We start from the raw sequence: 14,108 nt of genomic DNA, 5'->3' as shown, positions 1-14,108 counted from the left end.
ATAATAATCATATGTATTGATTTAATTTTATGAATGAGCTCGTTTTTTAGCAGTATTTTTGGTAACAAGTGGTTGACTTGACCTTGACTGACGATGAGCTAGTCGCCCTCACCCCATTAATAAAGTCTCGACGCGTTTGCAAAACTCCCAATTGATGCCTGACAGGGCTTTGCAATCTGTTTCTCGTCAGGATCTCTAAAAAAAGCGATTCAGATTCCTAACAATGAGCGGGTGGCCAGAAGGCATCTGCAGCGATTAAAAGAGGCGTCAGAGGAAGAAAATATTTATTAACGTGCGTTTTCGTTCCACTGAGCGTCAGACCCAAGTCTAATGTTTCTTGTTCAACTTAAGATAAGGATGATTCCAATGTATATCACAGCTAGTAACTAGCCCATCATGCTCGATAGACCCACACACTCCGGGGTTAGCCAGAACTGCCTCGTATACCGCCTTACTCTCAATGCCCTGAAGTATATGCGACAAAAGACGCCGACGAACACTTGCCGTGATCTTTTCGGGGTCGACCATAAAAGACTGGCGAACTGCATTCCGTATTGCCCAGCCACGACCAGGGCAATTAACATGCTCATCAAGATAATGCTCAATCAACTTATTAAGCGCCCTTTTGACTGGCAGAACAAATTCAATCCATTCATCAGCCTTTTTCACCGCCTCACTGTAGCCATATTGTTCACAAAGCTTACGAAATGCAGCGCTATCCTTGTGTTTACGAAACTCGCCCAGTGAATAAATCAGAGTATAGATAAGCAACTTAGCGACCTTTTCGTCAACATTAAATCGGCGCATTATCTTTTTCTTGGTGATTTTTGCCAGTCGCTTACATTTGATGCCAAATCTTTTCAGTTCGTGCTTCAGGATGGTCAGTTGGCTACTTTTGATATCATAATTAATGCCCTCAAACACTGCCCATTTTATAGCCGATTTTAGGGCCTGAAAACCGCCATTTTTCTCAAATGAACGAGTTCCCCTCTCAGCCAGTTTGTACTCAGGATAGTATTCAACCACCAGGGGTACACTTGACACCATCCTGCAACCACGTTCAGCTAAATGCTGAAGGAAGTGAGTTTTCAGAAGGCCTTCCCGTTCATGCTCAGGAATGTAAGCCTGAAGTTTATCAAGGTTGATACGCAATGCGCCCATAGATTGATATACTTTCCGCATATACAGCTGAGTTTCACGGGATACGTGTCGCGTTGCATGACGGGGTTTGTCAAAGTGCGACAAAGCCTTATGAATCAGCTGTTCTTCCGTCATGACCTTGCGGTCACGCTGCCGCTTACCTACACAGAGATAAATGTAACGATCTTTACGCTGTTTATAATCAGATGGGGAGATTTCAAACCAGCGCTTAAGATATGCCTTCGACAACGCAAAAGTGCGACTTTTCCCGTTTCCAAAGGAATGTTTTTTGATATCTATCATTCCTGCTTTTTTTAGCAATTCTAATGCTCTGTCGCAACACAGATATTTATCCTGTTTGAAAACAAAAGGTAATTCTTTTTTACCCAGCTCATGAAATACTGGCGAATACTGTGTCCATGGGTTTTCTTCCGGAGTATCTTTAGCATAAAGAAAGTTATTACAAATCAGATGCTGCAAAAATCTTTGAATATCCAGATAATATGAAGGCGACTGACGACCATCTTTACCCACGAAAGGAATATTATGTACATCCTCAATAAATTTATTATAAGTATTGAGTGTTACCAGAATACCACGCTTAATAATATAACCCATAAAGCACCTCGTAAATGATGGTTACATAACAAAAAAAACACAGTTGTTTTTTTACAACATCAATTACGGAGGCCAATTTTTTTCATATCAATTCATATTAATCATACTCACGCTCTTCACGCTCAGTTCCGCTGCTGCTGAATATCACTATTAATATGGCACTGACATATACATACTATATAGTGAATATTATAGAGTTATACCTGACAACAACCTCAGGGAATGGATTAACCGGTACAGTTAATAAAAACAAACAATCGGAAATACAAGTAAAGATTCTGTGTTATGAGTGGAATCGTTTATTCCTGCTATTAATACGGGAACACAAAGTTTGGACGGATAAACACGATGTAACCGTTAATCTTCCCCACCATTATACGAGGTGCAGGCCTGATGCCACGCAATACCTCCAGTCAGTCGGTCTGCCACTCCAAAATATGGCAACATTCGGCGGTCTTGAGGGGTGTCCAGAAGCGGAATCGGCAATTTTTAATGCGCTCTTCGAGCAATAAAATATGGCGGCCAAAAGACCGCCAAAAATACGGCTTAGTCGCGTGACCGACGTTTCGGACGCTGTTGGTCAAGTCGGGCCTGACGCCCTGTTTTACGTTTCCGCTTGCGGGGAGCGTCGAAACGCTGACTGACAGCCATTTCTTTCATGGTGGCCAGTTCTGGCTTTAACCCACCAATAATCTGCCCTAGTTTAGCCAGACTATCAGGCCAAAATGACCAGACTTCCCGCTTGTTAAACAACTCTACCTCATTAAGCTCCAGAAGGTTGCTGAACTTACGAGCCAGACGTTGCCCTGAGTCTACTTTGCTCAACATATTTATCCATGCTTTGATCCCATTTGTTTTGGGGCGGTTAATAGTAAAAGCAGCATTCATTAACTCTCCCTCCAGTTTGCGGTTATACACGTACAGGCGCTCAAAAGGATTCTCAAGCTTTGCGAGGTCCGAAAGCATCAGTGCTTTTTGCCTGAATCCACGTTTCCCTGGACCTGTAGACTCAGGCTGCACACGCATCTCAACACGTAAAAACTGGGGATAGTCTTCCCTGTCAATTTCAAGAAAAAACTCCCGTTTACGCCTCCCTTTTTCAAACACATATCCTGCCCGCTCAGGGAATGCGATCCGCTTAAATAGCGTAGCGTCGATCTTGCCATAGATTAACGCTGACAGTTTCGAGTCAGACGCACCAAGAGATAAACCCGGTAATCCATTTTCATTATCGTAGTCTGCATGGATGGAGGACTTTTTTAAGCCCCAAAGATAGTCGTTCAACTTGCATCCATAGATATCCAAAGCGATATCAAGCCGGGTCACCCAGGCCCTCGCCAGCAGGTGAGGAAAGACCTCACCGAGACGATCCCCGAACCATTTGAGTAGCCGATCCATTCGTTTCCCCGTCATGTGCTGCGGATGAAACTGAATACTGAACCCACCAGTTCCTTCCGCTTTCGGTCCCCACATGATGTAAGCCAGCATTGGCGCATCAGGTTTATTACGTGAAATGCACAGACCATACTTGTAAGGGTGGCGTGTGCCCGCTGCGTTCCGGGGCGATTTCTCCTGCACAACATAGTTTTTCCATTCCCGCCTTGATAAAGACATCAGCTTCTGAACACAGTCAGCTTTTTCCTCCTCACTGTGGAAGCGGGATACTATTGAAAACCTGTCGATGCGCATTTTCATCTCATGCCCCGCATTGCTATAACAAATCCTTTCTGATGGACTAAATTCAACATTCTTCTTATTAAGTAACTTATTCTTTTTCATTGGTGTTCCTTATCAGGCATTAACCCGATTGAGGAACAGAGAGCAATAGCAACCCATGAGCTATCATCGATAACTGTCCTGAATTGATTCTTTAATTAACCAAGTGTCAGCGTTGGCTGATATGTTCTCTGTTCATGGTTATACGTGCGTGATAAACATGCTGTTAGATGTTCATGCACTTACTGAACACGCTGACGGGCAGCCAGCCACTGGTTAACTTCGTGCTCGTAGAAACCTACCGAACGGATACCCAACCGGACCTGCCGTGGAAATTCGTTACGCTGGAGCATTCTGTAGAGCGACGCCCGACTAATGGCACAACGCTCAAGAACTTCCGGGACTTTGATGATACGAATGGTAGCCATAACACACCTATTTTCAGTCGACATCACCTGATGCCGAAGGTGCTTTTACAACCACGCATTTCATTGATTTTAATACAAAAAAATCACAAAAAACTGACAGTCAGCATTCTTTAATTGACAACCCTGACTGTCAGTAACTAACATGCAAATCAAATGAAAATACTGACTGTCAGCTTCCCCAAAAAAAAACTGACAGTCATGTCAAAAATCAGATTATCCTAATCCAAAACTGACTGTCAGTAATAATGAGAAGGATGTTTTCATGCCCAAAATTGACAGAAGTACGCTAACCCCAAAAGAACTTACTGCCCTGAGAAAGAAGGAACGCAAGTACAAAAAAAACAGCAGGAAAAAGAATGGTTCGCTTGAGATTCCTGTTAGCGAAGAAATGTTGTCGATGATAGAAAAAATAAGTAAAACGCTTACCCTCCCCCCACCCGCATCTTCAACATTTGGCCGGATGGCGACAATATCCCAGGTGTTCGAGTATTTGCTTAAAAAGGAAACCGGGTCTGAGTTCTACCAAATTAAAAAAATCGCTCCTAAAAGGCTTCTTCGCCTGCACAATACAGTGTGGTATCTGAAAAACATTAAGGGCATGAACGAAGAGGAAATTGCCGAACTCATGACTGAAAAAGAGGAATTAACGCCAAAAGCAGTTCTTGAGGGGAGCAAGGAGCGGACATGGTCTGAGAAGACTGTAAAGCCTCTACTGGATAAACAGAAAGTTTACGACAAAATCCATAAGCTGAATGAAGAGTGATTCACCAGCACCGGATGTGCCTGCTGGCGTTCATTTTCATGCTCTCACCACGGCAGTCATAACGGGTAGTCGTGGATATGTCGCTATGGCCTGCCAGCTGGCGTACGGTGTTAATATCCACACCCTGCTCTAACAAGCGTGTAATGAAAGTCCTGCGCATATCGTGAGGAGTAAAACGCGCTATGGCTGCGCCCTGCTGTAACTGCGCCAGGATGCCGGTTAAACCGGTCGTTGTCAGCGGCTGGCTGGCAACCTTGCCGTTGCGCTGAATGCGGTTAAACAATGCATCCCCGGCCTCTTTCGTGCCACTGGCTTTAATCCATGCGCGGATGGCTTTATCTACCGCTGCCGCAACATGTATCTCCCGGTATTTACGCCCCTTCCCCTGCCTCACTGTAAGAATGCCATTGTCATAGTCCCGGCGCTCAAGGCTGACCAGTTCCCCGGCCCGCAAACCCGCGCCGCAAAGTGTCATAACAATGGCGGTATCACGACAGCAACGGATACGTTGTGGATGCCGTTTAGCAGCCTGAACGAGTGCACGAACCTCCTCCCGGCTGAGTGCCCTTCCCTTGCGCTGGTTATCGCCATTGACACGCTTAACTGCCCGGATACGGGCAAGCGTGTCCGCCTCCAGGCAATTGAGGTTAAAGGCCGTCTGCGCTATGCCCCGCAGTGCTGACAGTGCCATGTTGACCGACGACACGGCGTAACCGCCATCCAGCAGTGCCGCACGTACTTTAGCGACAGCGGCGAAGCTAAGTTGCTCCCAGGGGTAGCTGGCTGCATCCGCACCGCGTTTGATTATACTGGCGCTGCGGTTTAACAGGCTGGTGATACCCCTCCGTCCCGACGGGGCAAGACCGCTGATATAGGCGTCCAGCACGGTGGTTTCGACCACCGGCGCGACCTGGTGCAGCGCAGCCCTGCTCATGCATTTAACCTGTTATAACATGTATTAAACCAGGTAACTGTCTGCATCACACCAGCCCTCGTTCAGCCAGTGACACCGTCTCCGTCCCGGCCACAATAAAGTGGTCAAGCAACCGTACATCCAGCATTTGCAGTAGCTCCTGCAGCCGCTTCGTTATCCGGATATCACACTTGCTGGGTTCAGGCTCACCGCTGGGGTGGTTGTGCACAAGGATGACAGCGGCAGCGTTATGCCTGAGTACCTGCTTGATTATCTCCCGGGGATGAACGCTGACCGTATTTAACGAGCCCCGGAACAGCATTTCCCGATGCAGAAACTGGTGCTGGTTATCGAGCAGGATGATGCCAAACTCCTCATGCTCCAGCAGGGCCATTTCATACATCACGCACCGCCGTACATCATCAGGGGAGCAAAGCTGAACGCCACGCTGGTAGCACCGGCTGATAATGTCGCGGGCCTGGTCCAGGATGCGGGTTTCACGCAGGGTAAACGTCGTCATGTTCAGAACTCCCGTTCGATGAAGTAAATGGCTTCGGGAAACAACTGGCGTCGGGTTGCGCCAGCACGAAAGGAGAAAGCTTTGCGGGGCATGGAGGTTCGCCCGTTGCTGTCGAAGAACCAGAGCGTTTCTTCGTCCATTCTGGTGACAAGGGACCAGTGAAACTGGTCGCTGAGCATAATCAGCCGGGAGTGGTCTGTTACCGCCAGGAACCGCCTCATTTCACTGAAAACCCGCCCTTCCACAAGACCGCGACTTCCTTCGAAAGGTTTGCTGATTTGGACCGGAAACTGGCGGTGGTAGTGACCTTTCCGGAGTACCTGTGCAATCAGCCAGTCGAGCCGGTTTTCATCTATCCCTTCGCTCAGCCACTCATGCAAAGGCCAGCGTTGCTGATAGGCCTGAAGAAGTCGGTTCATGAGTGGTTTTCGCTTCACCCGACCGTCATACAGCCAGCTCAGCATATTCACCACACAGTACGCGCCACAAAGACAGTCAAGCTCTCCCTGTACAGACGCGTGTATCCCTCTGTTAGCAGTCACAGATAATGTCTCCATCAATAATTAGCTGTCAGTGTGGCGGGATTAGCTTTCCCACATAACGGTGAGGGTGTAGATATTCAGGAAGTGGTAATGAATGAAGTTTCTCTGCCAGAGTGCAAAAATGTCGCGTCCTTCCCCTGGGGGTAAATCACCGGCATAGGACAGGAAGACATAGCGCTGACTCCAGCTGATATCGATTTCCTTTTCGAGCTCCGGGTCTGTCCCCATATATTTGAAGTCCGTGATGTAATCGAAATACCATTCATCGTTGCGGGAGATAAGCCTTATTTCAACCGGATGAAACCCACCATTTTCAGCGCTGTAATTGATATCTTTGAACAGCAACGTAACAGCACGAATATTCGGTTTAACTGGCGGCTTTTTACTGAGCTCAGCCAGTATAATATTAATGAGTTCCTGACTTACGGGCATGGATAGCCCTTCCTGACGGATAATATTCATTGTATTTACTCCGGTAAAAATGCGCTTGGGTTGATGACACAAATACTAATTAGACCTAACCCGTACTGACTTTTCAGACGATGGACGTCCTCCCGCCAGAAGGGATATAAAATGAAACGCTAAGTTGGCTATTAGTTTATGTATCAGCCACTGAATAATATGACACTATCCAGTAATGACATTTTACCAGGAATATACTTTCAAAGCAAATAATTTCACAAAGAAACTAATTTTAAATTTATTTTATGAATTCATCTAAAAAAAGGAGAAGGCTTTTCCTTTTGCCGTAATCCAATTTGTTCCAGACTTGATCGAGGCGTTGTTTTAATTCTTTATCAAGCCCAGATAGATAGTCAGACGGGATATTAGAAACATTCAGATCATCCATGCAATCAATAAAGAACCAACTTATTGGTGTCTTTAGAGACACTGCAATTTTAACTAAATGCGCAATATTTATCTTATTCGTTCCTCGTTCATAGCGGGAAAGTTGTTGCTGAGATATATCGATAATTTCTGCAAGTTCAGCTGCGGTTAACCCGGCTTCTTTACGTCTGCTCTGAATACGCTGTCCTACCAGCTTATCAGCTGAATCTGCCACCAGTTTAACCATCATTTATTCTCCCGTCCGTCCATAAGCGGAAGTTTGGGTCTTTTTTACTCTTGCATGAACATCACTAATGACCTTAAAATCCAATAAATACTCACTTATAGAACAAACAAGACTAGGACTGACGAGCTGAGTGACCAGCAGGTGAGCCTTAGAACAAAGGTGGATAGAAAGGGGAACATTGTGGCAACCACCATTACTGAGATAACGGATTGCTTTGAGTACTTTTTCAGCTCCCTTTATCGGCGTGAATTTGTCAAAACACTACGTCTGAATGAATGTAGCGAGCGGGAATTACTGCCATTAGTACGTTGCTATTTACTGGGTTGGTTTGCGGATAACGTCTCGCCAGAAGTTAAAAGCAGGCTACCTGGAACGGTATCCGGGCATGGTTTCATTGACTTTGTGATTGACGATGTGGCCGTTGAGTTTGCAGTCCGTAAGCCAACAGCAGCTCGTTCCAATGTCTCCGCAACCGTAAACAGCACGGAAGTGAAGAAGTTGATGAAGCACGACGGCAAAGCCCTGCTTGTACTGTTTGACTTCTCTGACACACCCTATTCAGAAGAGCAGATCGAATCTTTCCGTAACTGGCCCTCCCTGGGTCGGGGGAATCACCGTAAATCAGCTTTCAACGTTGTGTATTTCTTTGTGGAAAAACGCAGGCCGCTGGCACTGGGGAAAATCACCAAAAACATTCGTATCAGCTAACAGGATATTTAATGATGAAGAGAATTGTTACTGCATTAGTACTGACAGCTTTAGCCTTTCCGACAATGGCAGCTCAATACGCTAAGCCTGGTGCAGTTTTAACGCTAAAGCCAGGGAGCGGTAATGCGGAGTTCAGCATCAACGCAACAACCAAAGATGGCTCAGGGACCTGCAACATGGAAGGTACAGCACAACAAATAGCTGCTGGTGAGAATCAGAAACGCCGTTGGGTCTGGAATGATAGTTCCAGCCAATGTGTTGCTGTGCTGAGTGAAATGAATAATGGAAAAACCAGCGTAATGAGTCGTGGTTGCGAAGGATACTGCGGGGCTTCTGCGGCGGGCTTAATGGATGGCCAATACAACAAAAAATAACAAGACAACCACTTTGAATTGAAGGGAAACAATAAATGAAATTGAACATACTTCTGGTGCTGGCAGCAGCGGGTTTAATGATGGGTTGCGGTGATAAGACGCCCAAATGCAATAGCGATGACGCTAAGAATCTGGTCGTTGATATAGCACGGAAAACGATAGAGAAAGGAATGACGCTGGATAAGGATGTACGTATTTCTGTCGAGAACGTCAGGACTGTTAGTCATGAGTCGGGTATTGATGTTTACCAGTGTGCTGCTGATCTAACTTTCGCCAAACCAAACATGAAAGACTCATTGCCTATCACTTACCGGATACAGAAAACGGATGATGGAAAAGGTAAATTTTATATTAACATATCGGGCTTATAGCATTAAAACCTCTGTAAGTATCCATAAAGGCGTTTAAAAACGCCTTTATATCAAGCAATGAAACAAGATAATTTAAGTACGAACTTATCGCGTTAACGTTGTTGCCATATTTTGATCCCACTGAATCTGCCAAGAAAATTTTACATTTGTCCTTTACTCAGTAAAAATAGAAAAAAATTAAACTGAGTTTTAATAAATGAGTTATACATTCTTTATTGATGAATCAGGAAATACGGGGGGAATGATAAATGAGAAAGGCTATGATTTCTCTACACAGCCTATATTTATCCTCGCATCCATAGGTTACCCTGAATCACAAGAGTATCTACTTGGCAAACAAGTCAAAGAATTAGTTGCAAAGTATAAAGGGGATAAACTTGTTGAATTAAAGAATTGTGGCTTGAAAAATAAAAAACCATTCATTTTTGATTTATTAAAGTTATTACAACATAACAAAGTAAGATTATATGTAAGAGTTGTTGATAAAAAATACTTTTATATACAAAAAATAATCAACTCCATTATTCCTCCACTAATTTATTTTCGAGACAACACCCCTGGTTGCTATTGTGTTTTCAGGGCCATGTTATGCACTATCCTATATACAAACAAAAACGACTTTCTTTACGATTCATTTTTTGAATTCACCCAAAAAGAAAATATACAATCTTATAATAAATTATTGTTTGAATTTAAGAATTCATTAGAATTATTTGTTAACGAAAACCGTAAAATTAAAGAATTGAACGGTGCATTATATATTTCGAATATTGTCCTAAGTGAACTAGATAGATTTATTGAGCTAGATAATTCTCATAAAACTAATGCTTCCATGTTGGGTCAACCTTTCAGAGACTTGAATCAATACGGAAAAGAAATAATTATGCTCATTGAAAATGATGCCTTAGCTGGTTTATTATCACAAATAAATCATGATTTGAAAGGAAACTGCAAAGGTCTAAGATTTATTCATGATATTCAACCCCAGTTTTCTGATATTATCGCTAAAAATATGGAATATATGTCTCAACTAAACTTAGGGAATTATTTAACACTAGGTTCCAATTTTAACTTTACCGATAAAATCAAAATAGAATTTGACAAATCAGATGAATTATTGGGGATTCAGATAGCAGATATTATCTCCAGATTTTATTATCAATACTATTGCTCTTATATTAAGGACCAGGTAAAACCAGACAGTGAATCATTTAAGATAAACACATTAGCGGAAAAAATGATGATGCTCTTTGGAGGAAACGGAATAAATGTATTTACTTCACACCATCTTGTCATGCATGAAAAAAATCTTGCAGCTTCTAGCCTGTCAAGACAAGCCTATGAACTTTACGATTCATTAATATCAAGCTTTGAATATTTTCGCCTGAATGATAAGGACTAACTATAAAAAAACAACAATACATAATTAATTTTATTTTAATAAGACCAGAAAAGATTGCTGCTTAGTTCCAAGACTTCGGATAACAATAACTATCTTTTGTTTTAAATATCAAGTCATTAATATTGCTAATCAGTCCTTCAAAAACACTATTAAAATCACTTGAGACTGTACGACCAAATATTAAACTTAACGAAATATCCACGTTTGATTTCAGTCTTACCTTTTGAGATATAGATGAAAAATCACCTTTGCTTAAAATCATCAAAAAAGCCTCCTCTATGCATAATATTCTTGGCCATAATCGATAGCTCGATAATTCATTTATAAAGCATAGCGCTGTTAATGCCCTTTTATCACCAGTAGTCAAACGACTACCTTCATGGCATACCATTGCAGCGAACAAAGTCGCTTCTCCGGAGTCTATGTTTGGTTTATCTAGAACATTAAAAATTTCAGTGGTAAAATTAGAGTTTGGAATAACCACTTCCTTACACTCAGAAATAATTCTGTGTGCTAACAGAACTGATTTTTCACTTCCCAATAACTTTAAAGCCTTCTCATGATTATTTAGTTTAAGTTGAAAACGCAATTGAGGCAATATATAAAAACAATCAAGTGATTGCGATAACGAATAAATAAACTCTTCAAGGAGTTCATACTGGCATAATTTTCTAATTACATCACTATCGAGCATATGCACAATGTTTAGCCTCACATAAAACCTTGAGCAGAAATTAAGTACTTTTCATTATCCTCACTTAAATGTGTGAGGATGGCGTTGTTTAGAAATTGTTGTTTTAGGACGTCTAAAGCGCCGGATTGATTAGGTATGAAATTCATAGCCAGGTTAGCTTTTGACCAATCATCATATAACTTTGCATACGAAAGAATTAAATGTCCAGCATCTATCTTTAATTTATCCGATTCTAAAATTGCATATGCAGCCAAACTTGTAGCATTGAATTTAGGATCAAGATTAGCTACTGGATCAATTACATTTCCCCTGATAAGCTTGAGAGCGAACTCATCCGCTTCCTTTTCTTCTTTATCTTTTTTTGAAAGAGAACGATCAGATATTGAATCAATAACATCATGAATGCTTTCATCAACCATTATATGACCGGGTACAACGTGCCCACAGGCAATATGTCCTAATTCATGAGCTAGTACAAAAAGCTGGCGGGATGCTTGATTATTTTTAAAGCCTAAAATGATGGTCGGCCTGCCATGACAAAACGCAGCCATCCCCATCATTTTTTTAACCTTTTTTGGAAGATCATTTAAAAATAAAACAGGAATACCAATACTCCAACAATATTTTAATAAAGATTCGAAATCGACATTTTTTTTATTAAAATCTCTCATTATTGTTTTTCTGAGAGTAATGGGATCACGTATTAAAGAATTTGCATATTTTTTTATACATAAGCTTGCTAATAAACCTAACGCATAGCCTAGATTAGCTGCTATTACCAATTGCTCAGGTAAGGTATTCTTTGTATGTTTAAATAATACTCCATCTATTTGATTATGAATTAATAATTCGCCACTGTCTGAAAACGAAACGCCAATCCCAAGCTTTTGGCGTAAAACCATTGCAAACTGAAACGAACCAGCACTTGTTTTCAAAAGGTTATTATCCCACCATTCAGGAAGGAGCTTCTGAATAAAGCCTTGAGAATATCCCATTTTTTTCAAGGTATTAAACGCATTTCCAGCCGAAATGGAGGTGTTTTTTTGCTCAGTCATATCCGCCCTCCTTATTACAGAATCTCTTAATCGACACTTGACAGTAACAGTTATTGACCATTTTCACAATATTAGCTATTGTATAGGGTCTTTTTATAAAGTACTAGTAATGGCGTTAAAATATGATGAAAGTGCGTGAAGCTGAAATAAAAAAAGCATTAACCAATAGAATTATGGCCCAGCGTAATGGCTCCCCTAATTATTTTCTTGAAGAATTGCGAATTAATGGTGGAGAAATCAGAGCTGATTTAGTAGATGCTTCTGAAATGCATTGTTATGAAATAAAAAGCGATGGAGATACTTTAATAAGATTAATACGACAAGGAGCACAATATAGTAAGATTTTTGATAAAGTGACGATTGTCACAGCAGATTGCCACTTGGAAAAAGTTATCGAAACAGTCCCGTCATGGTGGGGAATTCTTCTGGTTAAGAAGAACAGAGATGATCTACTGAAACAAATTAGAGTTGCAAAATCAAACAAGCGAAATTTATCTGCAGAGGATCTAGCTACACTATTTAATAAAGATGAAGCGCTTGATCTGCTGGACAAAATAAGTACTTCGAAAGGATGGAAGAGTAAAAGCCTCTATAAAATTCAAGAGCATATAGCAAAAACTCTCCCTCTGGAGGATCTTAAGACATATGCTAAAGATAACCTCATCAAACGAGTACATTTATAATTTTAGTACTGTTCTTTTACCACGAATGCCATATGATGACTCCACGCTTCCGTAAACTGATAATGACCACACTTCTTCTTATTGGCGGGAACTGAAGCATTAGCCTTGTCATCAATGAGTTTATCACCAAAGGAGTAATTCTTTCCTTTAAAATCAGCTTTAAAGGAAGACGTCATGATCATACTTAAAGCAATTGAATCCGATGATTTATTTCCGGCAGCTCTTAAAACCAACCAATCATTATCTCTAGTGTACCGAATTGCGACTCTAGAACCACGCCTTGTGAGTGTTTTCTCCGTCCACTCAGGGGACAGCACACCGTAATCTGCGTATCCAACATTTAACCCAACGGTATTATTTTTTATTTTTTCCCATAACTTCCAGTCATCTCTTGGAAAATTACCAGTCCCTGTTCCCACCGTTGCTATACTATCAGGAAATGATCCCGATAAAACTTTGATAGATGTAAACCCTATTTTAGAAACCACAATCAAACTGGTACAAAATGAAGAAAGACTAGTTTGCGTTATATTTTTTGGAGTGGTTCTTAAATCGATAATCAATTCCACAGAAAGAGACAACAATTTAGCTTCCGTCAGTTGTCTAGTTAGCAAGGTAATATTTTGAGATGTAATGGCAAAATCACTTAGCCTTAATCTAAACGCAATATTCTTACACTTTGATATCAGCTGTTTTGACGCGCTATTTAATGTAGAAAAATCATTGGGGCTCAAAGTTGGAACTGCCAATCCTAAACTATAGAAGGCATTTATAAATTGAAAAAACTCTGATAACCGCGAAGGAGTTAATACTCCATCTGGATTTGAATAATCAATATAAAACCTCGTTTTCCATACGCTAGTTAAGGAACTTAATATATCATGGTGCTGTTTTGTACTCCTTATCTCGATACAAGGATTAATTCTATGGATTATGTTACTGGCAACGTTTTCTAAAGCAATCTTTTCATATTGCTGCCATTTTATCACTGGCATATACGGAAGTGGATTGGCTGGTTCATTTCTCATACGAACTCTATCCTTACCAAAAGCAAATAAAAATTCTAATAACTATATGATACCATTATGGTTCATAGCTCCCAAAAC

Annotated in this window: 17 protein-coding genes; 6 read left to right on the top strand and 11 right to left on the bottom strand. The window is 41.5% G+C overall.

Going from position 1 to position 14,108, the window contains the following annotated elements:
* Nucleotides 1–327: 327 nt before the first annotated feature.
* The 3 genes from IP582_RS25330 to IP582_RS11190 form a co-directional block, all read right to left on the bottom strand.
* Nucleotides 328–1,758, bottom strand: a complete 1,431-nt coding sequence (locus tag IP582_RS25330) for a hypothetical protein (protein ID WP_228007976.1) — start codon at nt 1,756–1,758, stop codon at nt 328–330.
* Nucleotides 1,759–2,304: 546 nt separating this feature from the next.
* Entirely contained in the window at nt 2,305–3,537 is a 1,233-nt protein-coding gene (locus IP582_RS11195; protein ID WP_193795994.1) for a hypothetical protein, read from the bottom strand.
* 179 nt (nt 3,538–3,716) lie between these two features.
* Nucleotides 3,717–3,902 carry an AlpA family transcriptional regulator gene (locus IP582_RS11190; protein ID WP_193795993.1) on the bottom strand — a complete coding sequence of 62 codons (186 nt, stop codon included), beginning with the start codon at nt 3,900–3,902 and terminating at the stop codon, nt 3,717–3,719.
* 262 nt (nt 3,903–4,164) lie between these two features.
* On the opposite strand from IP582_RS11190, the gene IP582_RS11185 reads away from it, so the two are divergent.
* Complete coding sequence (locus IP582_RS11185) at nt 4,165–4,665, top strand: hypothetical protein (RefSeq protein WP_193795992.1); 501 nt, start codon at nt 4,165–4,167, stop codon at nt 4,663–4,665.
* A 1-nt stretch (nt 4,666) separates the two neighbouring features.
* Here the strand turns inward: IP582_RS11185 and IP582_RS11180 are convergent, their stop codons facing one another.
* The 5 genes from IP582_RS11180 to IP582_RS11160 all read right to left on the bottom strand — a co-directional run bounded on the left by IP582_RS11180 (nt 4,667) and on the right by IP582_RS11160 (nt 7,718).
* Nucleotides 4,667–5,599, bottom strand: a complete 933-nt coding sequence (locus IP582_RS11180; RefSeq protein ID WP_193795991.1) for a site-specific integrase — start codon at nt 5,597–5,599, stop codon at nt 4,667–4,669.
* Nucleotides 5,600–5,645: 46 nt separating this feature from the next.
* Nucleotides 5,646–6,098 (bottom strand): DNA repair protein RadC, encoded by a 453-nt coding sequence (gene radC / locus IP582_RS11175; protein ID WP_193795990.1) that lies wholly within the window; start codon nt 6,096–6,098, stop codon nt 5,646–5,648.
* A gap of 2 nt (nt 6,099–6,100) precedes the next feature.
* A complete protein-coding gene (locus IP582_RS11170) occupies nt 6,101–6,517 on the bottom strand; it encodes a hypothetical protein (RefSeq protein WP_228007975.1) in 417 nt (138 codons plus the stop codon).
* A 165-nt stretch (nt 6,518–6,682) separates the two neighbouring features.
* A complete protein-coding gene (locus IP582_RS11165; RefSeq protein WP_228007974.1) occupies nt 6,683–7,102 on the bottom strand; it encodes a DUF2787 family protein in 420 nt (139 codons plus the stop codon).
* 238 nt (nt 7,103–7,340) lie between these two features.
* A complete protein-coding gene (locus tag IP582_RS11160; RefSeq protein ID WP_370551806.1) occupies nt 7,341–7,718 on the bottom strand; it encodes a helix-turn-helix domain-containing protein in 378 nt (125 codons plus the stop codon).
* Between the two features lie 177 nt (nt 7,719–7,895).
* Here IP582_RS11160 and IP582_RS11155 point away from each other — a divergent pair, with 177 nt between their 5' ends.
* The 4 genes from IP582_RS11155 (at nt 7,896) to IP582_RS11140 (ending at nt 10,570) form a co-directional block, all read left to right on the top strand.
* A complete protein-coding gene (locus IP582_RS11155) occupies nt 7,896–8,423 on the top strand; it encodes a hypothetical protein (RefSeq protein ID WP_079497751.1) in 528 nt (175 codons plus the stop codon).
* A 14-nt stretch (nt 8,424–8,437) separates the two neighbouring features.
* Nucleotides 8,438–8,797, top strand: a complete 360-nt coding sequence (locus IP582_RS11150) for an acyl-CoA dehydrogenase (RefSeq protein ID WP_193796244.1) — start codon at nt 8,438–8,440, stop codon at nt 8,795–8,797.
* 35 nt (nt 8,798–8,832) lie between these two features.
* Nucleotides 8,833–9,168 carry a hypothetical protein gene (locus IP582_RS11145; protein ID WP_193795989.1) on the top strand — a complete coding sequence of 112 codons (336 nt, stop codon included), beginning with the start codon at nt 8,833–8,835 and terminating at the stop codon, nt 9,166–9,168.
* Nucleotides 9,169–9,364: 196 nt separating this feature from the next.
* On the top strand, nt 9,365–10,570 hold the full coding sequence (locus IP582_RS11140; protein WP_193795988.1) for a DUF3800 domain-containing protein: 1,206 nt from the start codon (nt 9,365–9,367) through the stop codon (nt 10,568–10,570).
* Between the two features lie 61 nt (nt 10,571–10,631).
* Here IP582_RS11140 and IP582_RS11135 read toward each other — a convergent pair whose 3' ends face one another.
* A complete protein-coding gene (locus IP582_RS11135; protein ID WP_193795987.1) occupies nt 10,632–11,270 on the bottom strand; it encodes a hypothetical protein in 639 nt (212 codons plus the stop codon).
* Nucleotides 11,271–11,281: 11 nt separating this feature from the next.
* The gene (locus tag IP582_RS11130) at nt 11,282–12,319 is read right to left on the bottom strand and encodes an ImmA/IrrE family metallo-endopeptidase (protein ID WP_193795986.1); all 1,038 of its coding nucleotides are present in this window, start codon (nt 12,317–12,319) and stop codon (nt 11,282–11,284) included.
* Between the two features lie 122 nt (nt 12,320–12,441).
* Between IP582_RS11130 and IP582_RS11125 the strand changes: the two genes are divergently transcribed.
* Nucleotides 12,442–13,002 (top strand): sce7726 family protein, encoded by a 561-nt coding sequence (locus IP582_RS11125; RefSeq protein ID WP_193795985.1) that lies wholly within the window; start codon nt 12,442–12,444, stop codon nt 13,000–13,002.
* A 2-nt stretch (nt 13,003–13,004) separates the two neighbouring features.
* Here IP582_RS11125 and IP582_RS11120 read toward each other — a convergent pair whose 3' ends face one another.
* Nucleotides 13,005–14,030, bottom strand: a complete 1,026-nt coding sequence (locus IP582_RS11120; RefSeq protein WP_193795984.1) for a hypothetical protein — start codon at nt 14,028–14,030, stop codon at nt 13,005–13,007.
* Between the last annotated feature and the right edge of the window lie 78 nt (nt 14,031–14,108).

This window comes from Citrobacter sp. BDA59-3 (assembly GCF_015167655.1).
GTDB lineage: Bacteria > Pseudomonadota > Gammaproteobacteria > Enterobacterales > Enterobacteriaceae > Phytobacter > Phytobacter diazotrophicus.
Note: the sequence above shows the minus strand (reverse complement) of the source record. Positions and strands in the feature narration are given on the sequence as shown.